The following is a 25,077-nucleotide window of genomic DNA, read 5'->3' as shown; positions in this document are numbered from 1 at the left end:
AGGAGACCCGAGATGTCGAAGGAAGTCCTCGACGGAGTACGCGACCTGTTGCCCACGTTCCGGGAGCGGGCCGACGAGGCCGAGAAGCTGCGCCAGGTTCCTGACGCAACCGTCAAGGCACTGGAGGAGACCGGCTTCTTCCGGATGCTCCAGCCCAGGCGCTTCGACGGGCTCGAGAGCGACCCGGTGGACTTCTTCACCGCCGTCAAGGAGATCGCCTCCGCCGACGGCTCGACGGGATGGATCTCCTCGGTCCTGGGTGTCCACCCGTGGCAGGTGGCCCTCTTCCCGGACGAGGCACAGCAGGCGGTCTGGGGCGAGGACACCAGCACTCGTCTCTCCTCGTCCTACGCACCGACCGGGAAGGCCACGCTCACCGAGGGCGGCTACACGCTCTCGGGCACGTGGTCCTTCTCGTCCGGGTCGGCCCACGCCAACTGGGTCCTGCTCGGCGGGTTGGTCTTCAGCGAGGACGGGCCCGACGGCTCAGTCGTCGACTTCCGTACCTTTCTGGTTCCGCGCGACCACTACGACGTCGTCGACGTGTGGAACGTGGTCGGCCTGCGTGGAACGGGCTCCAACGACATCGTCGTCAAGGACGTCTTCGTGCCGCAGGCCTTCACGCTCTCCATGTCCGACACCGGGCGCTGCTTCGGTCCGGGTCAGGAGCAGAATCCGGGCACCCTCTACAAGCTGCCGTTCCACTCGCTGTTCACCACCACGATCAGCTCGCCGATCGTGGGCATGGCCACCGGGGCCTACGCGGAGCACGTCGACATGCAGCAGAAGCGGGTGCGGGCGGCCTACCTCGGGGAGAAGGCCTCCTCCGACCCCTTCGCGGCCGTGCGCATCGCCCGCGCCGGCTCCGAGATCGACGCGGCCTGGGCCCTGCTGATGAGCAACATCCGTGAGGAGCAGGCCCTGGTCGAGAAGGGCGAGAGGATCCCGCTCAACCTGCGGCTCAAGGTGCGCCGCGACCAAGTGCTCGGCACCCAGCGCGCGATCGACGCGATCGACGCACTCTTCGAGGCCTCCGGGGGCCGTGCCCTGGCGGAGGGCACCTACCTGCAGCGGGCCTGGCGCGACGCCCACGCGGGTCGCGTGCACGCGGCCAACGACCCCGAGCGCTCCCTCAAGATGTATGGCGACCTCGAGTTCGGCCACAAGATCGACCCGGGGATGTACTGATCGTGACCCTGGCACAGGAAGACGTGCGCCGCACCGCAACGGTCGACGGCGTCACCCTCAACTACTACGAGTCCGGAGACGCCGGGGGGCTCCCGCTGGTGATGCTGCACGGCGGTGGACCCGGAGCGTCCTCGTGGTCGAACTTCGGCAGTGCGCTGCCCGGCTTCGCCCAGGACTTCCGCACCATCCTGGTCGACCAACCCGGATTCGGTGGCTCCGACAAGCCGGCCGTCGAGGGCAACTACTTCCGGTTCTCCGCGAAGTACGTGATCGGGCTGCTCGACCAGCTCGGCATCGACCGCTTCCACCTCCTGGGCAACAGTCTCGGCGGTGGCACCGCGACCCGGTTGGCCCTCGAGCACCCCGGGCGGGTGGCTCGACTGGTGCTGATGGGGCCGGGCGGGCTCTCGCTCAACCTCTTCCACGCCGACGCCACCGAGGGGGTCAAGGCGCTGATGGACTTCGGTGCGGAGCCGACTCGCGAGAGGCTGCGGGCCTTCATCTCGACCATGGTCGTCAACCAGGCACTGGTCACCGACGAGCTGGTCGAGGAACGCTTCGCCGACGCGACTGCCCCCGGGTCCCGTGAGGCGATGGCGTCCATGGGTGCCTCGTTCTGGAACCCGGAGACCCATGAGGACGGGATGCTCTGGCGCGAGGCGCACCGACTGCGCCAGCACACCCTGCTGACCTGGGGCCGGGAGGACCGGGTCAACCCTCTCGACGGCGCGATGGTCGCTCTCAAGACGATCCCGAAGGCGCAGCTGCACGTCTTCCCGAACTGCGGTCACTGGGCGCAGGTCGAGGCGGCCGAGGAGTTCCGCCAGGTGACCACACAGTTCCTGTCCAACCACGTGGAGCGTGACCGCGGTGACGCGGCGAACGGAGGCGCACGATGACGATCGACATCAGGTCCATGGGCTACGTGCGTGTGGCGTCCACAGATCTCGACCAGTGGCGCCACTTCGGTGGCAAGGTGCTCGGTCTGGCCGAGGGCCGCGGCCCCGACCCGGAGAACCTCTACTTCCGCATCGACGAGGTCTCCGCCCGCCTGGTGGTGTTCCCCTCCGACGTCGACCGGCTGGAGGCCACCGGCTGGGAGGTGGCCGACCACCGCGCCCTGCAGGAAGCACGGGAACACCTGCAGAAGGCCGGTGTTGACTTCGAGGAAGGTACGCCGGAGGAGCTGGCCGAGCGCCGAGTCCAGGAGCTGGTCCGGTTCCAGGATCCCTGGGACAACGTCTTCGAGCTGTTCCACGGCATCACCTACGAGTCACGGCCCGTCGTCACGCCGTACGCCGCGACGTTCGTCACTGGCGACCAGGGCATGGGGCACATCGTCGTCCCCGTCACGGACGACGTCGAAGCCCTGCGGTTCTACACCGAGGTCCTCGGCTTCCGGCTGCGCGACTCGATGAGCATGCCGGGGGAGTTCGTCGGCAAGGAGCCCGGCTCCAAGGTCTGGCTGCGCTTCCTCGGCGTCAACCCCAGGCACCACTCGCTGGCCTTCCTGCCGATGCCGAACCCGAGCCGTTGCGTGCACATCATGCTCGAGGTCGAGCGTCTCGACGACGTGGGCCGCGCCCTGGAGCGGGTGAAGAAGCACCAGGCACCGCTGAGCGCGACGCTGGGGCGTCACATGAACGACGAGATGGTCTCGTTCTACGTGAAGTCGCCCGGCGGCTTCGACGTCGAGTTCGGCACCGAGGGCCTGCAGGTCGAGGACTCACGCTGGGTCGCCCGGGAGTCCACCGCGGTCTCCTACTGGGGCCATGACTTCGGTGGCGGAGCCTGACGAGACAATGGGTGCCATGACCGACCGAGACCTCCCCCGGGGAATGCGCGACGACGCCCACGAGACCTGGCCGCCGCCGGCCCTGATCGAGTCGTTCCTGGGCAACTTCAACTTCGAGTTCCGCCCGGGCGAGGACACCGACATCGCCGACACGGCGGTCGCCCAGGCCGCAGCGCGGCGGTTCCGTGACGTGCTCGGTCGCTACGCCAGCGGGGTCACCGTGGTCACCTCGATGTCGGGCGACGAGCCGGTCGGCATGACCTGCCAGTCGTTCTCCTCGGTCTCGCTCGACCCGCCGCTGGTCACCTTCATCCCGGCCAAGACCTCGCGGGCCTGGCCGCTGATGCAGCGTGCCGGCCACTTCTGCGTGAACTTCCTGGCCGACGGGCAGCAGGAGCTCTCCAACGTGATGGCCAGCCGGGGCGTCGACAAGTTCGCCGGGCTCGAGTGGTCGCTGTCGAAGACCGGCGCGCCGATGTTCGACGGCATCGTCGGCCACGTGGACTGCACGGTCCACGCGGTGCACGAAGCGGGGGACCACCACATCGTGGTCGGCCGGGTGCAGGACATGGACTTCACCAGCGACGCGGACGGCTCTTCGCCTGACCCGTTGCTCTACTTCCAAGGCGGCTATCGCACCCTCCGCTGAGACCCGAACCACGGCACCCCGCGCGCGTGCCAGACTCCCCGACGTGACCCGGGAGCACCTCGACGCCAACGACGAGGAGCTGGGCAATCCCGCCGATCTCAGTGGCGACGACTTCTCCACCCGTCTGGTGCGGCGCTTCCTGCGCCTGTGCGAGAGCCCGCTGACCCGCGATCGCATGCTGCGCATGGTGCGGGCGAGCGTCGCCGATGCCAGCTCCGCGCAACGTTTCCACGCCTTCGTGAACAAGCGGATGAACGGCATGCTGGGTCGCCGGCGCAAGGTCCAGGTGTCCACGTCGCGCGCAGAGCTGGTGGGTTCCCAGCTGATCGGCCTGGCGATGCTCCGCTATGTCCTCGAGGTCGATCCGGTTGCCTCGATGAGCCGGGAGACGCTGGTGCCGATGGCGGCCGCCGGCGTGCGCGGCGTGCTGCGCAGCGACCCCGGGTTCGACGAGCCCACGGACGCGCTCGACGAGCCGCTCCCCGACGAACGGCCGGACGCGACCGAGCTGATCACCGGGTACCGGGCCACGGGTCGTCCGCTGTGAGATGTGCCGGGCACACCAGTGGCCGAGGCGGCGCGTGGGGGCGCGGTCCATGTGCCACCACGTGCCCGCTCAGCGCTTGAAGGCGGGCTTCTCCTTGGCCAGGAACGCGCGCACGCCTTCGTGGAAGTCGCTGCCGGTGTAGACCTCGTGGAGCAGGGCATCGTCGCCCTCCGGCGCCCGCTCGAGACTGTCGGCGCGGGCGGAGAGCTGCTGCTTGGTGGCGCTGAGCGTGACGCCCGAGGCCCTGGTGATCCCCTCGACGAGATTCGCCACCTCGGCGTCCAGGTCGTCGGTGACCGCCATCAGCGCGCCCACGGCGTACGCCCGGTCGGCACCGACCAGCCGAGAGGCCAGGAGCATCTCGCGGGTCAGGGACTCCCCGAAGACAGCGGCGCAGCGATAGACGATCGGTGCGGCGAGGGCGTTGCCGAGGGTGCGGGCGATCGGGTAGCCGAAGCGTGATCCCGCAGTGGCGATGCGCAGGTCGCAGTGGGTGGCCACGGCCAGTCCGCCTCCGACACAGACCCCGTCGATGGCGGCGATGGTGACCTGGGGCAGGGCGAAGAGCTTCTGCAGCAGCTCACGGATCCAGTTCTCGTAGGCGACCGCGTCCGCCTCGACGAAGTCGGAGATCTCGTTGCCTGCGGCGAAGGCCCGGCCACCCGCGCCCCGCAGCACCACCACCTTGACCGAGGTATCGGTGGCGAGCTCGTCGCACAGCTCGCGGATGCCGGAGTACATCGCCTTGGTGAAGGCGTTGTGGCGCTCGGGCCGGTTGAAGGTAACGGTCACGACGCCGTCGGTGCGGGAGACCTCGAGTTCATCAGGCACGGGGGCTACTCGGCGAGAGCGGTGATGGCATCGTGGATGTCGAGCGTGCGCTGCGCGGACTCGACGTGCAGGTTCTCGACCATCTTGCCGTTGTAGGTCACGACGCCCTTGCCGCCAGCATTCCAGGCCTGGATCAGCCCACGGGCATCCTCGACGGCCTGCTCCGACGGGGCGAACGCCGTGTTGGCGCCCTCGACCTGGCCGGGGTGGATCAGCGTCTTGCCGTCGAAGCCCATCTGACGACCCTGTTCGCACTCGGCGAGGAAGCCGTCGATGTTCTTCACGTCGTTGTAGACGCCGTCGATGACCGCGATGCCGGCGGCCCGTCCGGCCAGGAGCGCGGTGTGCAGACTGGGCAGGATCGGCGCGCGGCCGGGCACGTGCTCGGCGTAGAGCTCCTTGACCAGGTCGTTCGTGCCGAGCACGAAGGCGCCGAGGCGCTCGGAGCCACGCGCGATCGCGAGGGCATCCAGGATCGCAATGGGGGTCTCGACCATCGCCCACAGCTTGGTGTGGTCGGGAGCTCCGGCCTTCTCCATGGCGGCGACGAGCTGCTTGACCTCGTCGGCCGAGTTGACCTTGGGCACCACGATCGCGGCGGGGCCGGCCTGCGATGCGGCCTCGATGTCGGCGTCGTGCCACTCGGTGCCGATGCCGTTGACTCTGATGGTGACCGTGCGGCGACCGTAGTCACCGCTGGCGGCAGCGGCTGCTGCCGTCTCGCGGGCCGCCGGCTTGGCGTCGGGGGCGACCGCGTCCTCGAGGTCGAGGATCAGCCCGTCGCAGGCGATGGACTTGGCCTTCTCGAGTGCCCGCTCGTTGGAGCTGGGCATGTAGAGGACCGAACGCAGGGGAGTGAACTCGCTCATGTCAGGCCTCCGGGGTCTCGATGGCGTCATAGAGCTCCTTGAGCTCGGGGTCGATCGCAGCGAGCTGGTCGGCGAGCTCCACCTGGACCTTGCACTGCTTCACGGAGGCGTCGTCCTCCATCTTGCCGTCGATCATCACCGCGCCGGTGCCGTCACCCATGGCGGCGATCACCCGGCGGGCGTGGGTGACGTCCTCGACGCTCGGCGCGAAGACCCGGTTGGCGATCTTGATCTGTACGGGGTGCAGCGACCAGGCGCCGACACAGCCGAGCAGGAAGGCGTTGCGGAACTGGTCCTCGCAGGCGACGGTGTCCTTGATGTCGCCGAACGGGCCCCAGTAGGGGTAGATGCCGTGCATCACGCAGGCGTCGACCATGCGCGCGATCGTGTAGTGGTAGAGGTCCTGCTGGTAGGTGGTCCGCTCGGCGTCGTAGGCGAAGCCACCGTCGTCGGTGCGGGGGGCGTCACCGCGCACGAGGTAGCCGGGGTGGGGGCCGCCGACGCGGGTGGTCTTCATCCGGCGGTCGGCAGCCAGGTCGGCCGGGCCGAGGGAGAGGCCCTGCATCCGCGGCGACGAGCCACAGATCTCCTCGATGTTCGCCACACCGCGGGCGGTCTCGAGAATGGCGTGCACCTGGATCGGCTTCTCGATGCCGGCCTTGGCCTCGAGCTGGGCGAGGATCCGGTCGACGTAGTGGATGTCCTCGGCGCCCTGCACCTTCGGGACCATGATCACGTCGAGCTTGTCGCCGATCGCGGGCACCAGCGTGGTCAGGTCGTCGAGCACCCAGGGGGAGTCGAGGGAGTTGATCCGGGTCCAGAACTGGGTCGGTCCGAAGTCGGTCTCCTGACCGATCTTCACCAGGCCGTTGCGGGCCTTCTCCTTGTTCTCGGCCTTGACCGCGTCTTCCAGGTTGCCCAGGAGGACGTCGGTGGTGCCGACCATGGCCGGGATCTTCGCCGCCATCTTCTCGTTGCCGGGATCGAAGAAGTGGATGGCCCGGGACGGCCGGGCCGGGATCTCACGCAACGGCGCGGGGGCGCCGACGGCGAGTGGGGCGAAGAAGTCCTTGGCGGTACGCAACGATCTGCTCCTCGAAGTGTGTGCAGGCGCGCCACGACGGCGGCGCGCCGGATTCACCGGCGAACCTAGCAGGACGAAGGGGCGCCACGGTATGACCCACCGCACGCGAGACACCGGGGGCGTCTCGGGGTTGTTCTAAGGCATCTTCCCGATGCGTCGGCCTACCTCAGACGGCCAGTGTGAGGGGGTGCCCCCACCTCCTTGCAGTCAGGAACCCCACCTGTTCTTCGCCGAGCACCCGGCGGCCCTCAACCGTGCCCGCGAGCTGTGCGCAGCATGTCCCTTGCTGGCCGAGTGCTTGGCCGGGGCACTGGAGCGACAGGAGCCGCACGGCGTCTGGGGCGGCCAGATCCTGGTCCAGGGCCAAGTCGTGGCCCACAAGCGCGGCCGGGGTCGGCCCCGCAAGGACGCTGCCTAGCCTCTACTGAACGCGGGACGGTTCAGACCTTGCGCATGACGGGCACCCCTCACCCGGCGTCGCTCACAGGTAGGACTGGGCGCGCTTCAGGCAGGTGACGGCCTCGGCGACGATCCGGTCGATCAGCGCCTCGCAGGTCGGAAGGTCATCGAGCACGCCGACAACCTGGCCCGAGGCCAGCACCCCGGCATCCGTGTCCCCGTCGACGAGGCCAGACTTCAGCATCATCGGCGTGTTGGCTGCGAGCGTCATCTGGCCGAGGGTGCGCCCTTGGCTCTTCTTCATCTCACGACCGTCGCGGGCCAGTTCCAGCCAGCTCATCCCGGTCATCCTCTTGAACTCGAGGGTGCGCCTGAGAGTCGGTGTCAACCGCTTCAAGCGGCTGGACTCCTCGATCTCCTCGACCAGCTGCGTGCGCAGCATCCGGTGCGGCATCCCGTCCACCTTGTCGGTGACCACGGTGCCGTTGACGTCGTACGAGAGGTAGAGGTCCTTGACCGCATCGGGAACAGCGCTGTCACGGGTGAGCAGGAAGCGCGTGCCCATGCCGATGCCGGCAGCACCGTAGGACAGGGCGGCGGCGAGGCCCCGACCGTCGAAGAAGCCACCCGCCGCGACCACGGGGATGTCGACTGCGTCGAGGACGGTGGGCAGCAGGAGCGTGGTCGGCACCGAGCCGGTGTGGCCACCGCCCTCGCCGCCCTGGATCATCACCGCGTCCGCACCCCAGGAAGCCACCTTCCTGGCGTGCTTGGGCAGGCCGACGCTCGGGATCACGACAAGGTCGTGCTCCTTGAGCTTGGCGATCTGTTCCGGCCTGGGTGCCAGGGCGAACGACGCCACCTTGACGCCGTGCTCGATGAGCAGGTCGCACCGCGCAGGTGCATCAGCCGCGTCCGCGCGCAGGTTGACGCCGAACGGTTCGTCGGTGCGCGACTTCACCTCCACGATGGCCTTCTCGAGCTCGTCGAGGGTCATCGTGGCGCTGGCCAGGATCCCCAGACCACCGGCGTTGGCGGTGCCGGCGACCAGGCGGGGCCCGGCCACCCACCCCATTCCGGTCTGGACGATCGGGTGGCGTACGCCGACCAGGTCGGTCAGCGCGGTGCGCAGCAGCCGCTCGGTGGTCACTCGGCAGCCACCACCGGTGGGACCTCGCGGTCGCGGATGTTCTTCGGGTCGAGGACGTTGCGGATGATCATCAGCTCGTTGTCGTCCGGGAGCCGGGTGCTCGGCACGTCTCCCTCGACGGCGAGCTCGAAGCCCGTCGCCTCCACGACCTCGTCGACGGTGACGCCCGGGTGCACCGACAGCAGGCGGACCGTGTCATCGGCACCCTTGACGTCGAGGACGGCGAGGTTGGTGACGATTCGGTGGATGTCGTTGTACTTCGCGGCGGCCGGTCCGGCCTCCTTGGCTGCCTTCGGTCCGACCCCGGAGACCACGTCGACCCGCTCGACGAACACGCGGGCCGAGTGCTTGGGCACCCAGTAGGAGGTGCGGTTGTTGACGGTGTTCCCCGGAGCCCCACGTGAGCCGAGGAGCTGCCGGGTGGGTCTGTCGAAGTCACCGATGGCGGAGATGTTCTGGTTGCCGTGGCGATCGACCTGGGTGGCGCCCATCATGACGTGGCGCTTGCCGTAGGCGACAACGTCGAAGACCCGACGGAACGGGATCCATCCCTCGACGACGTCTGCCTTGGCGAACATCGGCGGGACCCCGCTGAGATACAACGATTCGCCGTCACTCATCACCAGGTCAGGGTTGGAGGTGAGCTTGGCCAGGCGGACTCCGAGCATCGGCAGTGTTCCCATCGGGGAACCGAAGATCTCGCCGTCCTCCGCGAACGCGTCGGCGATGGCTGCGGCGCAGACCTCTGCGCGGGAAACATCAGTCATGTCGATCTCCTCAGGCTTCCTGCTCGGCGTGGAATGCCTGCACGGCTTCCTGGTAGGTGGACTCGTCGCCGGAGAGGAAGCGCTCCTTGAAGGCTGCCCACGCCTCGGGGTCCTTGGCGGATGCGGCGTAGTGCTTCTGGAACTTCTCGTCGCGCTCGTAGTCGGGCACGCAGTTGGTGAAGTGGGCGCCGTTCGGGGTCTCCACGACGCCGGTGACCATCATCCGGTTGAGCAGCATCCGCTGCACCGGGGTGTCGACCGTCAGCCCGGCGGTGTCCACGACCTGCTCGCACGAGACGAAGGTCCTGTCGGCGGCCATCGCGAACAGGTCGTCGAAGTAGGGGTCGGGCCCCAGGTAGCTGGCGTTGCCGTGCTGGTCCGCACGGTTCATGTGCACCAGGGCGACGTCGAGCTCCAGTGCGGGGACGGCGACGAACTCCTCCTGGTCGCCGTTCCGGTCGCGGTAGGGGCTGGTCACCAGCTTCAGTTCAGGGTTGTTGACCAGGACGTCGGAACCCAGGCCCGCGCGCATCGGAAGGAACGGCAGCCTCTGCGACGCGGCGATCAGGCCCGTCTGGAACATGCCTTCGTCCCACTCACAGATCTCGGGGATCGTGCGGTTCTGACGGGCTGCCTGGAAGTGCGGCTCGAGGGGGACCGTGTCCATGGTCACGAACGCATAGATCAGCTTCTTGATCTTGCCTGCCTCGGCCAGCAACCCCACGTCGGCGCCACCCCAGGACACGATCGTGAGGTCCTTCAGGTCCGAGCGCAGGATGGCGCGAACCAGGGCCATCGGCTTGCGCCGCGGCCCCCAGCCGCCGATCCCGATGGTCATCCCGTCCTCGAGGGTGGCGACGACCTCGTCGATGGTGATCCGCTTGTCGCGGGGCTTGTTGCTCACTTGTTTCCTGCCTTGTCCGTTCCTGCAAATCCATCGCGGAGCTCGTCGGAGACACCCCCGAGGTTGAGCTCGAAGGTGAATCCCTGCTCGAAGCGATAGCTCTTGTTGACGTCAACCGGGTCGATCCCGTTGATCGCCTCCTTGGCGGCGCGGATCACCTTCGTGTTCTTTGAGGCGATCACCCGTGCCACCTCCAGCGCGGCCCCGTCCAACTCCTCGCGGGGCACGACGCGGTGCACCGAGCCGAACTGGAGCAGGCTCGACGCGGGGATCCGGCCCGCCGTGAAGTAGAGGGTGCGCATCATGTGCTGCGGGACGAGCCGGGCCATGTGGGTGGCCGCGCCAAGGGCGCCCTGGTTCACCTCGGGCACGGAGAAGTAGGCATCCTCGGAGGCGACGATGACGTCGGCGTTGCCGACCATGCCGACACCACCGCCGATGCAGTGGCCGTTCACCGCTGCGATGACGGGCACCGCGCACTCGTAGACAGCCTTGAACGCGGCGTAGCAGCCGGAGTTGGCGCCCAGCAGTGCCTCGAACCCGGTGGTCTGCTGCATCTCCTTGATGTCGACCCCGGCGTTGAAGCCGCGGCCCTCGGCACGAAGGATCACGACGTGGGTCTGCGGGTCCCGGCCGGCCTCGTCCAGTGCCGCCGCGACGGCGTACCAGTCGGACACCGGGAGCGCATTGACCTTGCCGTGCTCCATCGTGACCACTCGGACGTGGTCCTCGCGGATCTCGGACGTGACTGCCATGGTGCCTGACCTTTCTCGGGACGGAACTGCACAAACAAACACTTGCTTGGTACCCTAGCACTTGCTTGGTCCGCTCCGAGGAAGGAATCCCATGGCAGTCCAGATCGACCTGAGTGGCCGCGTCGTGCTGGTCACCGGTGGAACGAAAGGAATCGGTGCGGGGGTGGCTCACACCTTCGTGGAGGCCGGCGCCACGGTCGTCACCTGTGCCCGCTCCGACGTTCCCGCCGCTCCCGGCACCAGCCACGTCGTCTGTGACGTCCGTGACCCTGAGGCGGTCCGCGCCATGGTCGAGGGCGTGGCCACCGAGCACGGTCGCCTCGACGTCGTGGTCAACAACGCCGGCGGATCGCCCTACGCCCTGCTCGCCGACGGCTCACCCCGTTTCCACACCAAGGTGATGGACCTCAACTTCACCTCGGTGCTGTCGGTCGCCCAGGCAGCCAACCGAGTGATGCAGGCCCAGTCTCAGGGCGGCGCGATCGTGAACATCTCCTCCATCTCGGCGCTGCGGCCGTCCCCGGGCACTGCCGTGTACGGCGCCGCGAAGGCGGCCGTCGACCAGTTCACGGTGAGCGCCGGCATGGAATGGGCGCCGAAGGTGCGCATCAACTCCATCAACGTGGGCCTGTGCCGCACCAGCGAGACTGCCGGGCACTACGGCGGCGACGCAACGGTGGCCGCCATCGAGCGGACCATCCCGATGGGGCGGATGGCCGAACCGGAGGAGATCGCCGGCGTCGTGCTGTTCCTGGCCTCCGACCTCGCCTCCTACGTCTCAGGTGCCTCGATCCAGTGCCACGGCGGTGGAGAGGAACCGGTCTTCCAGCACGTGCTCGCCAACCACACCCCGGCCTGAACGGCCGTCCACCACACCACAAGGAGCAACGCTGCAATGAGCAAGATCCTGGATGGCCGAGTTGCCATCGTCACCGGCGCCGGTCGCGGCCTCGGCCGTGCCCACGCCCTCGAGCTCGCCCGCCAGGGCGCCAAGGTCGTCGTCAACGACTACGGCGTCTCGAACAACGGCGAGAAGGAGGACTCGCCCGCCCACCAGGTGGTCGCCGAGATCGAGGCGCTCGGCGGCGAGGCAGTCGTCAACGGTGCCGACGTGGCCGACTTCGAGCAGGCCGCCGCGATGGTGCAGCAGGCCATCGAGGTCTTCGGCGGCCTCGACATCCTGGTCAACAACGCCGGCTTCGTGCGTGACCGGATGCTGTTCAACGCCACCGAGGACGAGTGGGACGCCGTGATCCGGGTGCACCTGAAGGGCCACTTCGCGCCCCTGCGCCACGCCGCGGCGTACTGGCGTGCGGAGTCGAAGGCCGGGCGCCAGCGTGCCGGTCGGGTCATCAACACCACGTCCGGCGCCGGCCTGCAGGGCTCGGTCGGGCAGGTCGCCTACTCCTCCGCGAAGGGCGGCATCGCCTCGATGACGTTGGTTGCGGCCGCCGAGCTGGGCCGGGTCGGCGTCTGTGTCAACGCGCTCGCCCCCGTGGCGAAGACCCGGATGACCGAGGGTGCCTTCGACACCTCCGAGATGGCGCTGCCCGAGGACAACAGCCCGATCGTGGCCTGGCTCGCCTCGGAGGCCGCCGGCCATGTGACCGGCCGTGTGTTCGAGAGCGACGGTGGACTGCTCACCCTGGAGGAAGGCTGGAACCACGGCGCCTCCCGCGATGCCGGCCGGCGCTGGGAAGCCAGCGAGCTCGGCGAGGTCGTCGACGCGCTGATCGCGGAGGGAACGCCTCCGGAGAAGGTCTACGGCGCCTGAGTGCGTACGAACGAACGCCCGGCCGGTCCGTTGTGGACCTGCCGGGCGTTTCGTCGTGTGTCGAGGGACGGCTACATCTTCATCAGACGGCCGTTGGCGTCCCGTGAATCAGTGACCAGCAGCATGATGCCGTCGATCAGCGACCAGATGCCGCAACCACCGAGGGTGAGCAGCTGGGCGACCGCCATGCCTGTGTGGCCGGTGTAGAAACGGCCGACACCGAACGCACCCACGAGGAGCTGGAGCACTCCGGCGATGAGCTTGCTCTTGTCGCCGTACGGCTCACCCGTCATCGGGTGGCGTCCGAAGGGCGCCGCAGGATCCGGGGATCCGTAGGCGACGGGTGCGCCGTAGCCGGGCTGGTGCGGGTTGGCGTACCCGGGACCGGGCTGGCCCCAACCGGGCTGCTGCGCCTGGGGTGCGCCGGGAGGGGGCGGCGGCTGGCCGGCGCCCGGGTGGGGCGGCGGGGGCGGGGGCTGGTGGCTGTGGTCGGGCCGGTCGTCGCTCGGCTGGTTCTCGAAGTCACTCACAGTGCCGATCCTGCCACGCAACGAGGGGTTCAAACCCGCACGACGCTCAACGACGCAGGAGTGCCTTGGCGACGTGGGTCACCTGGACCTCGTTGGAGCCGGCATAGATCATCAGCGACTTGGCGTCCCGGGCCAGCTGCTCGACGCGGTACTCGGCCATGTAGCCGTTTCCGCCGAAGAGCTGGACCGCCTCCATGGCCACCTCGCAGGCGGCACGTGAGGAGTAGAGCTTGATCGCCGAGGCCTCGCCCATGTCCATCACCACCCCGGCACGCCTGGCCGCCAGCGCCTTGAAGACCATGTTGGTCACGTTGACCCGGGCGATCTCCATCTCGGCCAGCTTGAGCTGGATCAGCTGGAAGCTGCTGATCGGCTTGCCCCACAGCTCGCGCTGCTTCGCGTACTCGATGGAGAGTCGCTGGCACTCCTCGATGATGCCGAGGGAGAAGGTCGCGATGCCGACCCGCTCGGCCACGAAGTTCGCCCGTGCCGAGGCCCGGCCGTCCGAGCCGGGCTGCCCCGTGAGCAAGCGGTCCCGCCCCAGTCGGACGTGGTCGAAGAACAGCTCACCCGTGGGGGAGGAGGCCATGCCCATCTTCTTGAACGGCCTGGACTGGGTGAGCCCCTCCATGCCGCTGTCGAGGACGAAGGTCAGCACCGGCTGGTCCCGACGATCGACACCCGTGCCGGTGTCGAGCTTGGCGTAGACCACGATCGTGTCGGCGTACGGCCCGTTGGTGATGAACGTCTTGTGGCCACTGAGCAGGAAGTCGTCGCCGTCCGGGCGAACGGTGGACCGCATGCCGCCGAAGGCGTCGGAGCCCGACTCGGGCTCGGTGATCGCCCAGGCGCCGACCTTGTCGAAGGTGACGAGGTCACGGACCCAGCGTTCGCGTTGCTCGATGGAGCCCATCGCGTTGATGGTCCCTGCGGCCAGCCCGGTGGAGACCCCGATGGCGGTGGGAATGCCCATCCCGACCTTGACCAGCTCGATGTTGGCGACCGCGTTCATCGCGAGGTCGAGACCGTCGGGCTCGACCTCGTCGAAGGGCTGTCCCTGCTCCGCGGCGCGCGCGCGGCGGATCTCGAAGTCGAACTTCTCCGCGGCGGCGTCGGCCAGGCCGAAGGTCGCGTAGTAGTGCCGGACGAGGTCGTAGGGCGGCAGTCCCTCGAACTCGAGCTCGTCCTGGTGGGGGCGCAGCTCCTTGTCGACGAACTGGCGTACGGCGTCGCGCACGGCGAGGTCGTCCTCGCTCCACTCGTGCATCAGGTGCGCTCGATGATCGTGGCCGACGCCTGCGCGCCACCTGCGCACATGGACACCAGGGCGGTGGACACGTCGCGACGCTCGAGCTCGTGCAGGGCGGTGGTCAGCAGACGGGTCCCGGTGGATCCGACGGGGTGGCCCAGGGCGATCGCCCCACCGTTGACGTTGATCTTGTCCGGCGGCACCTGGTGCACCGTGGCCCAGGACATCACCACGGCCGCGAACGCCTCGTTGACCTCGCAGATGTCGAGGTCGGCGATGGACATCCCCGAGTCCTCGAGCGCCTTCTCGGTGGCCTGCACGGGGCCGTCGAGGTGGTAGTAGGGGTCCGCTCCGACCAAGCAGGACGAGATGATCCGGGCTCGCGGCCGGAGCCCCAGGGAGTCGGCGAGGTCGGAGTCCATCAGCAGCATCGCCGACGCGCCGTCGGAGATCTGCGAGGAGGTGCCGGCGGTGTGGATGCCGTCGTCGAGAACTGGCTTGAGCTGGGCCAGGCCCTCGATGGTGGTGGCACGCAGGCCCTGGTCCTCGGTGACCACGCGGGTTTCACCCGTGGGGTTGCCCTCGTCGTCGAGGACCGGTGCCTCGACGCCGAAGATCTCCCGCGAGAACCGGCCCTCGTCGACGGCGAAGCGGGCCTTCTCCTGTGACCAGAGCCCGAAGGCGTCGACGTCGGCCCGACTGAAGCCGCGGTCCCGGGCGATTCGGTCGGCGCCGAGGAACTGGTCGGGCAGGTCGATGGTCCAGTTGTCCGGCCGAGGACTGCCCAGGCCCCTGGGCACGTTGGCGCCCAGCGGGATGCGCGACATGGACTCGATGCCGCAGGCCACGCCGGCCCTGATCGCGCCGGCGCTGATCATCGAGTTGATCAGGTGCACCGACTGCTGGGCCGACGAACACTGCGCGTCGATCACGCTGGACGCGGTGTGGTTCGGCAGGCCGGCGTGCATCCATGCCCGCCGCACCATGTTGTTGGACTGCTCGCCGGCTTGGGACACGCAGCCGCCGATGACCTGGTCGACCAGTGCCGGATCGATGCCGGCACGCTTGAGCACCTCCACCTGCGCGTTGCCGAGGAGCTCGGCCGGGTGCACGCCCGCCAGCCAACCGCGGCGCTTGCCCTGCGCCGTACGCACTGCTTCGACGATGACCGGGTTGCCCATGATGCCTCGCTGTTCGACCAGGGTTGAGTACGACGCCGGGCGGCGTCACCACCCAAAACTAGAACACGTTCTCATGCCCAGCAAGTTGCCGGGCACAGCATTCCGCTCTCCGGGACCGGTCGGGAGAATTCATCGCCAATTTGGCCGGCACCCTTCCGAACATTCCGAGAGTATGTAACGATCATCACTAGAACGTGTTCTAGGCTCCTGGAGGAAGCAGTGACCGTGACGACTGATCTCGCCGTCGACTTCGACCCGACCGACCCGGGTCTGATCGAGCAGCGCATTCCGCACGAGGAGTTTCGTGCCATGAGACACACCACTCCGGTGCGTTGGATCCCGCAACCGCAGGAGGCGCGCGCCGGATTTGCCGGGGTGGAGGGCTACTGGGCGCTGACCAAGCACGCCGACATTGCTGCGGTGTCCAAGAACAGCAAGGTCTTCTCGACCGCGAAGCAGGGAGCGATCATCCGGTTCGCCCCCGACATGACTCCCGAGCAGGTCGAGCTCCAGGGCGTGATGCTGATCAACCAGGACCCGCCGGACCACACCAAGCTGCGCCAGGTCATCTCGCGCGGGTTCACCCCGCGGGCCATGAACGCCCTGCACGACGCCCTCGAGAAGCGCGCCAAGCGGATCGTCGCCGCGGCGAAGGAGAAGGGGTCGGGCAACTTCGTCGAGGACATCGCCGCCGAGCTGCCGCTGCAGGCGATCGCCGAGCTGCTCGGCGTACCGCAGGAGGACCGCGGGAAGCTCTTCGACTGGTCCAACCAGATGCTCTCCTACGACGACCCCGACGTCGAGGGCGATGAGGAGGCCGCGTCGATCGAGATCCTCACCTACGCCGCCGGTCTGGCCGACGACCGTCGCAAGAACCCCAAGGACGACATCGTCACGAAGCTGATCACCGCCGACGTCAACGGGCATGCGCTCACCGACGACGAGTTCGGCTTCTTCGTGATCCTGCTGGCAGTGGCCGGCAACGAGACCACGCGCAACGCGATCACCCACGGCATGGGCGCTTTCTTCGACAACCCCGACCAGTGGGCGATCTTCCGCGAGCAGCGCCCGCAGTCCGCGGTCGACGAGATCGTGCGTTGGGCCACTCCGGTGACGGTCTTCCAGCGCACCGCGCTCGAGGACGTCGAGATCAACGGCACGCAGGTCAAGCAGGGCGACCGGGTGGGCCTGTTCTACGCCAGCGGCAACTTCGACGAGGACGTGTTCGAGGACGCCTACACGTTCAACGTGCTGCGCGAGAACAACCCGCACCTCGGCTTCGGCGGGCACGGCGCGCACTACTGCATCGGCGCCAACCTGGCCCGGCTCGAGATCGAGCTGATCTTCAACGAGATCGCCAACCAGGTCCCTGACATCGCTCGCGCCGGCGAACCCCGCCGGCTCCGCTCCGCGTGGATCAACGGCATCAAGGAGCTCCAGGTCACCTACTGACGAACGGGCAGTTGTTGCTGCGCGAACGGGCAGTTGTTGCTGCGCGAACGGGGAGTTGTTGCTGCGCGAACGGGCAATTGTTGAGGTTCGAACAGGCGACTCTTGCGCTATGTCGACTGCCGTCGTCCGTGGTTATCCACAGGCGACGGCAGTCACCATTTCGCAATGGGCAGAGTCCGGCCAGCGTTGTGCCATGACAATTCATCCGCCCAACCATCCGTTTCGCTGGCGTGACCTGAGGACACTCGGGATCCCGGAGTTCACCCTTCGACGATGGCTCGACTCAGACGTCGTACGGCGACTGCTCACCGGCGTCTACTGCTCGACCGAGCTGCCAGACACACTCGAGCTCCGAGCCCGATGCGTGGCCCTGGTGCTCCCCGACGATGCCGTGGTCTGCGATCGCACGGCCGCCTGGCTCTGGGGGGTCAACGCTCACGATCCTGACGACCGCTTCGGAGTACCCGACGTGGAGGTGGCAGTGCCTCCAGGACATCCGAAACCCCGACGCAACGGCGTACGCGGCATGGAACGTGACCTGAAGTCGTCAGAGACCGCCTCTGTCTTCGGAGTCAGCGTCACGACTCCGGTTCGCACCGCGCTCGACCTGGCCTGCATCCGTGGCCGGTGGGGCGCGTTGGCCGTGCTCGACGCCTTCATGTCCGAGCACGACCTCGCTCACAAGGACTTCGCACTGGGCCTGACCCGGTTCAAGGGTCGACGCGGAGTGACACAAGTCCGCGAGTTGTATCCGCTCGCCACCCCGCTGTCCGAATCTCCCGGGGAGTCATGGACCCGCGGCGTGATCATCGACGAGGGTCTGCCCATGCCCGAACCACAGGTTGAAATCACCGCGAACGGCGTGCTGATGGCGCGCATTGACTTGGCCTACCGGCGCCAACGCGTGGCCGTCGAATACGACGGTGAGGAGTTCCACGGCGAGGAGCAGCGTGATCACGACGAGTCACGCCGCACGTGGCTCCGCGAGCAGGGCTGGCACGTGATCGTCATCCGCAAGGAACAACTCAGCGGGCCTGCCCGCGCGGATTGGCTTGCGGAATTGGGTCGCGTCCTCGGGGAGCGTTCCGCTCGGGTGAAGCGACTGTATGCGCGCAGCCGCCTTCCTTGGCAACGCCCGAGCTGACCTCAACAACTGCCCGTTGGGACCTCAAGAGTTGCCCGTTCGCGCAGCAACAGCTGCCCGTTGGGACCTCAAGAGTTGCCCGTTCGCGCAGCAAGCACTGCCCGTTCGCGGGGTCAGGGGGTTCGCGCGGTGAGGACGAGGGGGCCGTCCTCGGTGATGGCGATGGTGTGCTCGGAGTGCGCACCCCGAGATCCGTCGGCGCTGCGCAGGGTCCACCCGTCGGCGTCGGTGTAGATCTCGTCGGTGGTGTGCAGGAACCACGGCTCGATGGCGATCACCAGGCCGGGCTTGAGCGGGTAGCCGCGACCGAGGCGGCCGTCGTTGGCGACGTGCGGGTCACCGTGCATGGTCCGACCGACACCGTGTCCGCCGAACTGCAGGTTGACCTTGAGTCCCGCGGAGCGGGCCACGTTGCCGATGGCGTGGCCGATGTCGCCGATCCTGTTGCCGGCCCGGGCGGCCTGGATGCCAGCAGCCAGGGCCACCTGCGTGGTCTCGATCAGGGCGAGGTCCTCAGGACGAGGCGTGCCCACCACCAGGCTGATCGCCGAGTCGGAGACCCAGCCGTCGACGGCACAGGCGAAGTCGAGGCTCAGCAGGTCACCGTCGCGCAGGACGTAGTCGTGGGGGAGGCCGTGCAGCACCGCATCGTTGACCGAGGTGCACAGCACCTTCCCGAAGGGGGAGGCGCCGAAGGACGGGTGGTAGTCGATGTAGCAGGACTCCGCACCGCGATCCTTGATCATCCGGTGTGCCAGCGCGTCGAGCTCGAGGAGGTTGACGCCGACGTCGGCCGCCTCGGCCAGGGCGGTCAGGACCTCACCGACGAAGACCCCGGCGGGCCGCATCTCGTCGATCTGGGCAGGCGTGCGGAGCTCGATCATGCGCCCAACCCTAGTGGGCGGGCGGTTCGGCACCCACCACCCACATGGCGAAGAACTGGGAGCCGCCACCGTAGGCATGCCCGAGCGCCCGGCGTACGCCGTCGACCTGGTGCTCGCCGGCCCGGCCGCGAACCTGGAGCGCAGCCTCGGCGAAGCGCAGCATCCCCGACGCACCGATCGGGTTCGAGCTGAGCACGCCACCGGAGCAGTTGACCGGGAGTACGCCGTCCATCGCCGTGCCGCCGGACTCGGTCAGCTTCCAACCCTCGCCCTCGGCGGCGAAGCCGAGGTTCTCCATCCACATCGGCTCGAACCACGAGAACGGCACGTAGACCTCTGCGGCGTCGATCTCCTCGAGCGGATTCGTGATGCCGGCCTGCTGCCACAGGTGCGTCGCCGCCTCGCGCCCGGCCTGGGGGTTCACCTGGTCCCGCTCGGCAGCCGTGGTGGGCTCGGAGCGCATCACCGTGCCGTGGATCCAGGCGGGGGAGTCGACGAACGCGGCGGTGTCCGCATCGGCGATCACGAGGGCACAGGCGCCGTCGGAGGACGGACAGGTCTCGTCGTAGCGGATCGGGTCCCACAGCATCTGGGAGGCCAGCACCGTCTCCACGGTGGTGTCCTTGTTCTGCAGGTGGGCGTAGGGATTCCTCAGCGCGTTCTGCCGGTCCTTGGCCGCCACGATCGCTCCGACGTGCGAGGGCGCACCCGAGCGGCGGATGTAGGAGCGCACGTGGGGAGCGAAGTAGCCACCGGCACCTGCGTGCACCGGCATGATGAACGGAAGCGGGGCCGACAGGGCCCACATCGCGTTCGACTCCGACTGCTTCTCGAAGGCCACGGTCAGCACCCGCTTGTGCACGCCCGACTGGACCAGGGACGCGGCGACGATGGCGGTCGACCCGCCCACCGATCCGGCCGTGTGCACACGCAGCAGTGGCTTCCCGGCGGCGCCCAGTGCCTCGGCGAGATAGAGCTCGGGCATCATCACGCCCTCGAAGAGGTCGGGCGCCTTGCCGACGACGACCGCATCGATGTCCTCGAAGCCCAGAGCAGCATCGGCGAGAGCCCGGTCGATCGCCTCCCGGCAGAGCCCGGCCATCGAGACGTCCTCCCGCTTGGCGCGGTGGTGGGTCTGCCCGATGCCGATCACGGCGGCTGGTTGCTTGCTCATCGAGCGGTTCCTTCCATGACGCAGACGAGGTTCTGCTGCAGCAGGGGACCGGAGGTGGCATGGCCGAGGACCTTCCCGGCCTCCCTGCGCCAGACGAGTCCTGCTGCCTCGCCGACCCGGTTCAGCCCTGCGGTGAACATCGGGTTGCCGGCCAGGGCTCCACCGGAGGGGTTGATGCGTACGCCGTCACCCAGGCCGAGCTCGCTGCGCAGGATCAGCTCCTGGTGGCTGAAGGGGGCATGCAGCTCGGCGACCTCGACCCCGTCGACGCCGGCAGCGTCGCCGGCGCGGCGAGCCGAGGGAGACTCGGTGAGGGGCCGGGCACCCAGGTGCAACGGATCGATGTTGTGCGCAAGCCCGGTGATCCAGGCCGGGTGCTCACAGGCGTTCCTGGCGTGGTCGTCGGCGGCCAGCACCAGGGCCGCGGCGCCGTCGGTGACCGGGGCGATGTCGTGCTTGCGCAACGGGTCGGCGTACAGGGGGCGTGCGAGGAGCTCGGCGACGCTCGATCCGCCACGGCGTACGGCGTGGGGGTTGCGCTCGGCGTCGTCCAGGGAGCGTTGCGCCACCTCGGCGAGGGCCTTCTCGTCCCACAGCCCGGCCTCGAGGCCGAGTCGCGCCTGGAGACCGGCCAGGGACACCTGGTCCGGCCACAGCGGAGTCATCGTGTAGGGATCCAGCTGCAGGGTGAGCGTGCGGCGCAGGGTCCCGGCCGAGGACTTGCCGAAGCCGTAGACCAGGGCGGTGTCGACCTCTCCCGTCTGGATCTTCACCCACGCCTCGTAGAGCGCCCAGGCCGCGTCCATCTCGACGTGCGACTCGTTGACCGGGGGGAGTGCCCCGATCGCGTCGACGGCAGAGACGAACGAGAAGGACCGTCCGGCCAGGTAGTCGGAGGACCCCGAGCACCAGAAGCCGATGTCCTTGCGGGTGAACCCGGTCTGCTCGTAGACCTCCCGGAAGAGGGGGACGAGCAGCTCGACCATCGTCGGCGAGCCGTCGAAGTCGGCCATCTGCTCGTGGGCGAAGCCCACCACCGCAACATCTCTCACAGGTGCACCTTGTAGCTCTCGAAGTCGGCGTCCGGCTCACCGGTCGGCGCGAAGTGGCTGATGTTCTCGACCGTGGTGCCCCACTCCTCGCGGGGCCGCCAGATCGCCTTGACCCGCATCCCCATCCGCACCTCGTCGGCCGGGACGTCGAGGATCAGGTGGAGGAACGCGATGTCGGCGCCGTCGAGGAGCACGTACGCCGAGACATAGGGAGGCTTGATCTTCTGGCCCAGGAACGGGACGTTGACGATGCAGAAGGTGGTCACCGTGCCGGTGCCGGCCAGCTCCACCTCGTCGGTCGTCGGGACGCCGTCGACGGGACAGGCGCCGCGAGGGGGCACGTAGACCTTGCCGCAGGCAGGGCAGCGTTGGCCGAGGATCCGTCCCTCCCGGAGCCCGCGGAAGAACGTGCTCTCCTCCGGGCTGGCGGCGTAGGTGTAGTCGAGGTTGACGGGGGTGATCAGGGGGCCTGTCGCCGGTCGAGGAGGTTGCGCAGCAACCGTCTCGAGACCCGCCTGTGGTTTCGAGACAGGCGCTGGCGCGCCTTCCTCAACCACCGTTGGATGCTCGGCGTCGCCGCCTCCGGCGCCGCTCGGCTCGAAACACTCGATGTCCGTGATGGCCCCGACGCGTTCCGCGGACCAGCGGGCACGGACGCGCATGCCAACGCGCAGGTCGGCGTACGGCGTGTCGAGCGCGTGGAGGAAGGGAGCGGTGGCGCCGTCGAGGAGGATCAGAGCCCAGGCGAAGGGGCGATCGAAGGGTTGCTCGGCGACCGGTTCGGGCACCCACGTCCAGGACTGGACGGTGCCCTCCGGGCCGACCTCGGTGACCTCGGTGATCGGCTCGAGGGTGGCCGGGTCGAATTCCGGGGGCGGCAGGATGACCTCCCCGTCCCGGGTGCGACCCGCCAGCAACAGGCCCTTGCGCAACCCGTCGAAGAAGCGGCCGAGCACTGGCCCGACGGATCGGGTGTAGTCGAAACTGACACGGACCGGAGCACTCAGGGTCCGGGCTTCACTGGAGCTCATGACCAAAAGTGAAACATGTTCTAGTGTGGTGCACAAGTATTCCAACTGAGGAGTCGCAGATGAAGCTGGGCCTGCAACTGGGTTACTGGGGCGCACAGCCGCCCTCGGGTGTCGCGGAGCTGGTGGCCGCCGCGGAGGCGGAGGGTTTCGATGCCCTCTTCACCGCCGAGGCATGGGGTTCGGACGCCTTCACGCCGTTGGCCTGGTGGGGTCGCGAGACGTCGAGGCTCCGGCTGGGCACCTCGATCGTGCAGATGTCCGGACGCAGCCCGGCCTCCATCGCGATGCACGCCCTGACCCTCGACCACCTCACCGGTGGTCGCGTCGTGCTGGGCATGGGCGTGAGCGGACCGCAGGTGGTCGAGGGCTGGTACGGCCAGCCGTTCGAGAAGCCCCTCGCCAGGACCCGTGAGGTGGTCGACATCATCCGCCAGGTGCTGGCTCGCGAGGCCCCGGTGACGAACGACGGACCCCACCATCCGCTGCCGTACGCCGGCCCGGGCTCGGTCGGTCTCGGCAAGCCCCTCAAGTCGATCGTGCACCCCTTGCGTCCCGACATCCCGATCTGGCTGGGCGCCGAGGGGCCGAAGAACGTGGCCCAGACCGCCGAGATCGCGGACGGATGGATTCCGATCTTCTACACGCCGCAGTCGGCCGGGATGTATCAACCCTGGCTGGACGAGGGCTTTGCCCGGGAGGGCGCTCGACGCTCCCGGGACGACTTCGAGATCGCTGCCACCTGCCACCTCCAGGTCACCGAGGATGACGGCCCCGCCAAGCAGGCCGTCCTCGAGGCACTCAAGCCGTCGGTTGCCCTCTACATGGGCGGGATGGGCGCCAAGGAGGCCAACTTCCACAAGCGCGTCTTCGAGAGGATGGGCCACGGCGACATCACCGATCGCGTGCAGGAGCTGTTCCTGGCCGGCAAGCGGGGCGAGGCGACCGCGTTGATCCCCGACGACCTGGTCGACGACATGCACATCGTGGGAAGCCCCGACGCGGTCCGGGAGCGGGTGGCCCAGTGGGAGGAGACCGGCGTGTCCACGTTGCTGCTCAGCTGCCGTACGGCGGACGAGGTGCGCCAGGTCGCGGAGGTGCTCGGATGAGCGACCTGCACACCGGCACCCACAACGGCCACCTGATGGTCGCGGCCCTCAAGGCTCACCGCGACGACCCGGTGATGTACCTCGGCGACGTCACCCTCACGGGTGGGGAGGTGTCAGCCCGGATCAGTCAGTACGTCCAGGCCTTCGAGGCCCTGGGCGCCGGCAGCGGCACGTCGTCCGCGCTGCTGGCCCTCAACCGTCCCGAGGTGCTGTTCATCCTCGGCGCCGGCCAGACCCAGGGCTTCCGGCGCACGGCACTCCATCCGCTGGGCTCGCTCGACGACCACGCCTACGTGATCAACGATGCCGGCATCACCACGCTCGTCATCGACCCGGCCTTAAAGGAGCGAGCCGTCGGCCTGCTCGAGAAGTGCCCCGGACTCGAGCGTGTCCTGACCATCGGCCCCGTCCCCGAGGAGCTGCGCCACGTCGGGCACGACCTCGTCGCAACGGCAGCGACGTACGCCGCAGGGCCGTTGGAGGCCGCGTTGCTGGAAGCGGACCACATCGTCTCGATCACCTACACCGGCGGCACCACGGGCAAGCCCAAGGGCGTGATCGGCACCGCACGCTCGATGAACACGATGGCGCAGATCCAGCTGGCGGAGTGGGAGTGGCCGAGGAACCCACGGTTCCTGATGTGCACCCCGCTCTCGCACGCCGGCGCCGCATTCTTCGTGCCGACCGTGATGAAGGGCGGATGCCTGGTCGTGCTCCCCAAGTTCGATCCCGCCGAGGTGCTGCGCACGATCGAGGAGCGACGGATCACCGCGACCATGCTGGTGCCGTCGATGATCTACGCGCTGCTCGACCACCCGGACTCCCGCACCCGGGACCTGTCGTCCCTGGAGACGGTCTACTACGGCGCCTCCTCGATCAATCCGGTGCGCCTGCAGGAGGCGATCGACAGGTTCGGTCCGATCTTCGCGCAGTACTACGGTCAGTCCGAGGCGCCGATGGCGATCACGTATCTCTCCAAGGAGGAGCACGACACGGCTCGACTCAGCTCGTGCGGTCGCCCGTCCGCGTTCGTCCGCACGGCACTCCTGGGCGAGGACGGCACACCGGTGGCGCCCGGGGAACCGGGGGAGATCTGCGTCGCCGGCCCCCTGGCCGCGGAGGGCTACTGGCAGCTCCCCGACGAGACGGCGGCCACGTTCCGCGACGGCTGGATGCACACCGGTGACGTCGCGCGCGAGGACGAGGACGGGTTCTGGTTCATCGTGGACCGCACGAAGGACATGATCGTGACCGGCGGCTTCAACGTGTTCCCCCGCGAGGTCGAGGACGTCGTCGCCGAGCACCCTGCGGTGGCGCAGGTCGCCGTGATCGGGACCCCGCACGAGAAGTTCGGTGAGGCCGTCACCGCCATCGTCGTGCCGCGGGACGCCGGCGGACTGAGCGACGAGGTGATCGGCGAGATCCAGGCACTCGTGAAGCAACGCAAGGGTTCCGTGCACGTGCCGAAGCAGGTCCTGACCGTCGCCTCGATTCCGTTGACCGGTCTCGGCAAGCCCGACAAGAAGGCACTCCGAGCCCGCTACGCCGGCTGATCGCGCGGG

Annotated in this window: 26 protein-coding genes; 12 read left to right on the top strand and 14 right to left on the bottom strand. The window is 68.4% G+C overall.

The genetic code is table 11. The annotated features are described in order from the left end of the window. Positions 1 to 12 precede the first annotated feature (12 nt). The 5 genes from hsaA to ncot_RS09665 are packed head-to-tail and all read left to right on the top strand — an operon-like array spanning position 13 to position 4,179. A complete protein-coding gene (gene hsaA, locus ncot_RS09685; protein WP_168617423.1) occupies positions 13 to 1,188 on the top strand; it encodes a 3-hydroxy-9,10-secoandrosta-1,3,5(10)-triene-9,17-dione monooxygenase oxygenase subunit in 1,176 nt (391 codons plus the stop codon). A gap of 2 nt (positions 1,189 to 1,190) precedes the next feature. Continuing rightward, positions 1,191 to 2,087 carry a 4,5:9,10-diseco-3-hydroxy-5,9,17-trioxoandrosta-1(10),2-diene-4-oate hydrolase gene (gene hsaD / locus ncot_RS09680; protein WP_206065266.1) on the top strand — a complete coding sequence of 299 codons (897 nt, stop codon included), beginning with the start codon at positions 1,191 to 1,193 and terminating at the stop codon, positions 2,085 to 2,087. Then, positions 2,084 to 2,983, top strand: coding sequence for an iron-dependent extradiol dioxygenase HsaC (gene hsaC / locus ncot_RS09675; protein ID WP_277345803.1), 900 nt, complete (start codon positions 2,084 to 2,086; stop codon positions 2,981 to 2,983). The genes hsaD and hsaC overlap by 4 nt, the downstream gene beginning before the upstream one ends. A 16-nt stretch (positions 2,984 to 2,999) precedes the next feature. Then, positions 3,000 to 3,632, top strand: coding sequence for a flavin reductase family protein (locus ncot_RS09670; RefSeq protein WP_240938155.1), 633 nt, complete (start codon positions 3,000 to 3,002; stop codon positions 3,630 to 3,632). A gap of 43 nt (positions 3,633 to 3,675) precedes the next feature. Continuing rightward, complete coding sequence (locus ncot_RS09665) at positions 3,676 to 4,179, top strand: hypothetical protein (protein ID WP_168617422.1); 504 nt, start codon at positions 3,676 to 3,678, stop codon at positions 4,177 to 4,179. A gap of 69 nt (positions 4,180 to 4,248) precedes the next feature. On the opposite strand, the gene ncot_RS09660 is transcribed toward ncot_RS09665, so the two are convergent. The 3 genes from ncot_RS09660 to ncot_RS09650 are packed head-to-tail and all read right to left on the bottom strand — an operon-like array spanning position 4,249 to position 6,963. Beyond that, positions 4,249 to 5,010 (bottom strand): enoyl-CoA hydratase-related protein, encoded by a 762-nt coding sequence (locus ncot_RS09660; protein WP_168617421.1) that lies wholly within the window; start codon positions 5,008 to 5,010, stop codon positions 4,249 to 4,251. A 5-nt stretch (positions 5,011 to 5,015) separates the two neighbouring features. Continuing rightward, the gene (locus tag ncot_RS09655; protein WP_168617420.1) at positions 5,016 to 5,879 is read right to left on the bottom strand and encodes a CoA ester lyase; all 864 of its coding nucleotides are present in this window, start codon (positions 5,877 to 5,879) and stop codon (positions 5,016 to 5,018) included. Between the two features lies 1 nt (position 5,880). After that, entirely contained in the window at positions 5,881 to 6,963 is a 1,083-nt protein-coding gene (locus tag ncot_RS09650) for a CoA ester lyase (RefSeq protein WP_168617419.1), read from the bottom strand. 151 nt (positions 6,964 to 7,114) lie between these two features. Between ncot_RS09650 and ncot_RS09645 the strand changes: the two genes are divergently transcribed. After that, a complete protein-coding gene (locus ncot_RS09645; RefSeq protein WP_168617418.1) occupies positions 7,115 to 7,381 on the top strand; it encodes a WhiB family transcriptional regulator in 267 nt (88 codons plus the stop codon). A gap of 63 nt (positions 7,382 to 7,444) precedes the next feature. Here ncot_RS09645 and ncot_RS09640 read toward each other — a convergent pair whose 3' ends face one another. Genes ncot_RS09640 through ncot_RS09625 form a run of 4 tightly spaced genes read right to left on the bottom strand, consistent with a single transcriptional unit; the run spans position 7,445 to position 10,938 of the window. Beyond that, the gene (locus ncot_RS09640) at positions 7,445 to 8,512 is read right to left on the bottom strand and encodes a nitronate monooxygenase (RefSeq protein ID WP_168617417.1); all 1,068 of its coding nucleotides are present in this window, start codon (positions 8,510 to 8,512) and stop codon (positions 7,445 to 7,447) included. Further along, positions 8,509 to 9,279: a CoA-transferase gene (locus ncot_RS09635; RefSeq protein WP_168617416.1), complete on the bottom strand. Its 771-nt coding sequence runs from the start codon at positions 9,277 to 9,279 to the stop codon at positions 8,509 to 8,511. The genes ncot_RS09640 and ncot_RS09635 overlap by 4 nt, the downstream gene beginning before the upstream one ends. A 10-nt stretch (positions 9,280 to 9,289) precedes the next feature. Then, the gene (locus tag ncot_RS09630) at positions 9,290 to 10,183 is read right to left on the bottom strand and encodes a CoA transferase subunit A (RefSeq protein ID WP_168617415.1); all 894 of its coding nucleotides are present in this window, start codon (positions 10,181 to 10,183) and stop codon (positions 9,290 to 9,292) included. Beyond that, positions 10,180 to 10,938 (bottom strand): enoyl-CoA hydratase family protein, encoded by a 759-nt coding sequence (locus ncot_RS09625; protein ID WP_168617414.1) that lies wholly within the window; start codon positions 10,936 to 10,938, stop codon positions 10,180 to 10,182. Before ncot_RS09625 ends, ncot_RS09630 begins: the two co-directional genes overlap by 4 nt. 91 nt (positions 10,939 to 11,029) lie before the next feature. On the opposite strand from ncot_RS09625, the gene ncot_RS09620 reads away from it, so the two are divergent. After that, positions 11,030 to 11,797 carry an SDR family oxidoreductase gene (locus ncot_RS09620; RefSeq protein WP_168617413.1) on the top strand — a complete coding sequence of 256 codons (768 nt, stop codon included), beginning with the start codon at positions 11,030 to 11,032 and terminating at the stop codon, positions 11,795 to 11,797. A gap of 36 nt (positions 11,798 to 11,833) precedes the next feature. Then, complete coding sequence (locus tag ncot_RS09615; RefSeq protein WP_168617412.1) at positions 11,834 to 12,712, top strand: SDR family oxidoreductase; 879 nt, start codon at positions 11,834 to 11,836, stop codon at positions 12,710 to 12,712. 71 nt (positions 12,713 to 12,783) lie between these two features. Here the strand turns inward: ncot_RS09615 and ncot_RS09610 are convergent, their stop codons facing one another. The 3 genes from ncot_RS09610 to ncot_RS09600 are packed head-to-tail and all read right to left on the bottom strand — an operon-like array spanning position 12,784 to position 15,672. Further along, complete coding sequence (locus tag ncot_RS09610; RefSeq protein WP_168617411.1) at positions 12,784 to 13,242, bottom strand: TM2 domain-containing protein; 459 nt, start codon at positions 13,240 to 13,242, stop codon at positions 12,784 to 12,786. A gap of 46 nt (positions 13,243 to 13,288) precedes the next feature. Beyond that, a complete protein-coding gene (locus ncot_RS09605; protein WP_168617410.1) occupies positions 13,289 to 14,509 on the bottom strand; it encodes an acyl-CoA dehydrogenase family protein in 1,221 nt (406 codons plus the stop codon). Continuing rightward, complete coding sequence (locus ncot_RS09600; RefSeq protein ID WP_168617409.1) at positions 14,509 to 15,672, bottom strand: steroid 3-ketoacyl-CoA thiolase; 1,164 nt, start codon at positions 15,670 to 15,672, stop codon at positions 14,509 to 14,511. The genes ncot_RS09605 and ncot_RS09600 overlap by 1 nt, the downstream gene beginning before the upstream one ends. Before the next feature lie 225 nt (positions 15,673 to 15,897). Between ncot_RS09600 and ncot_RS09595 the strand changes: the two genes are divergently transcribed. Together ncot_RS09595 and ncot_RS09590 are read left to right on the top strand one after the other, a co-directional pair. After that, positions 15,898 to 17,124 (top strand): cytochrome P450, encoded by a 1,227-nt coding sequence (locus ncot_RS09595; RefSeq protein WP_240938154.1) that lies wholly within the window; start codon positions 15,898 to 15,900, stop codon positions 17,122 to 17,124. Between the two features lie 109 nt (positions 17,125 to 17,233). Next, on the top strand, positions 17,234 to 18,268 hold the full coding sequence (locus ncot_RS09590; protein WP_168617408.1) for a DUF559 domain-containing protein: 1,035 nt from the start codon (positions 17,234 to 17,236) through the stop codon (positions 18,266 to 18,268). Positions 18,269 to 18,381: 113 nt separating this feature from the next. Here ncot_RS09590 and map read toward each other — a convergent pair whose 3' ends face one another. The 4 genes from map to ncot_RS09570 are packed head-to-tail and all read right to left on the bottom strand — an operon-like array spanning position 18,382 to position 22,409. Next, positions 18,382 to 19,152: a type I methionyl aminopeptidase gene (gene map, locus ncot_RS09585; protein WP_168617407.1), complete on the bottom strand. Its 771-nt coding sequence runs from the start codon at positions 19,150 to 19,152 to the stop codon at positions 18,382 to 18,384. 10 nt (positions 19,153 to 19,162) lie between these two features. Beyond that, positions 19,163 to 20,326 (bottom strand): thiolase domain-containing protein, encoded by a 1,164-nt coding sequence (locus ncot_RS09580; protein ID WP_168617406.1) that lies wholly within the window; start codon positions 20,324 to 20,326, stop codon positions 19,163 to 19,165. After that, positions 20,323 to 21,378 carry a thiolase domain-containing protein gene (locus ncot_RS09575; protein WP_168617405.1) on the bottom strand — a complete coding sequence of 352 codons (1,056 nt, stop codon included), beginning with the start codon at positions 21,376 to 21,378 and terminating at the stop codon, positions 20,323 to 20,325. Before ncot_RS09575 ends, ncot_RS09580 begins: the two co-directional genes overlap by 4 nt. After that, a complete protein-coding gene (locus ncot_RS09570; protein ID WP_168617404.1) occupies positions 21,375 to 22,409 on the bottom strand; it encodes an OB-fold nucleic acid binding domain-containing protein in 1,035 nt (344 codons plus the stop codon). The genes ncot_RS09575 and ncot_RS09570 overlap by 4 nt, the downstream gene beginning before the upstream one ends. Positions 22,410 to 22,468: 59 nt before the next feature. On the opposite strand from ncot_RS09570, the gene ncot_RS09565 reads away from it, so the two are divergent. Together ncot_RS09565 and fadD8 are read left to right on the top strand one after the other, a co-directional pair. Further along, complete coding sequence (locus tag ncot_RS09565) at positions 22,469 to 23,515, top strand: LLM class F420-dependent oxidoreductase (protein WP_168617403.1); 1,047 nt, start codon at positions 22,469 to 22,471, stop codon at positions 23,513 to 23,515. Next, complete coding sequence (fadD8, locus tag ncot_RS09560; RefSeq protein WP_168617402.1) at positions 23,512 to 25,068, top strand: fatty-acid--CoA ligase FadD8; 1,557 nt, start codon at positions 23,512 to 23,514, stop codon at positions 25,066 to 25,068. The genes ncot_RS09565 and fadD8 overlap by 4 nt, the downstream gene beginning before the upstream one ends. The last annotated feature ends 9 nt before the right edge of the window (positions 25,069 to 25,077 follow it).

The organism is Nocardioides sp. JQ2195, assembly GCF_012272695.1.
GTDB lineage: Bacteria > Actinomycetota > Actinomycetes > Propionibacteriales > Nocardioidaceae > Nocardioides.
The sequence above is the reverse complement of the archived record's forward strand: the minus strand, read 5'-3'. Positions and strand labels throughout refer to the sequence as shown.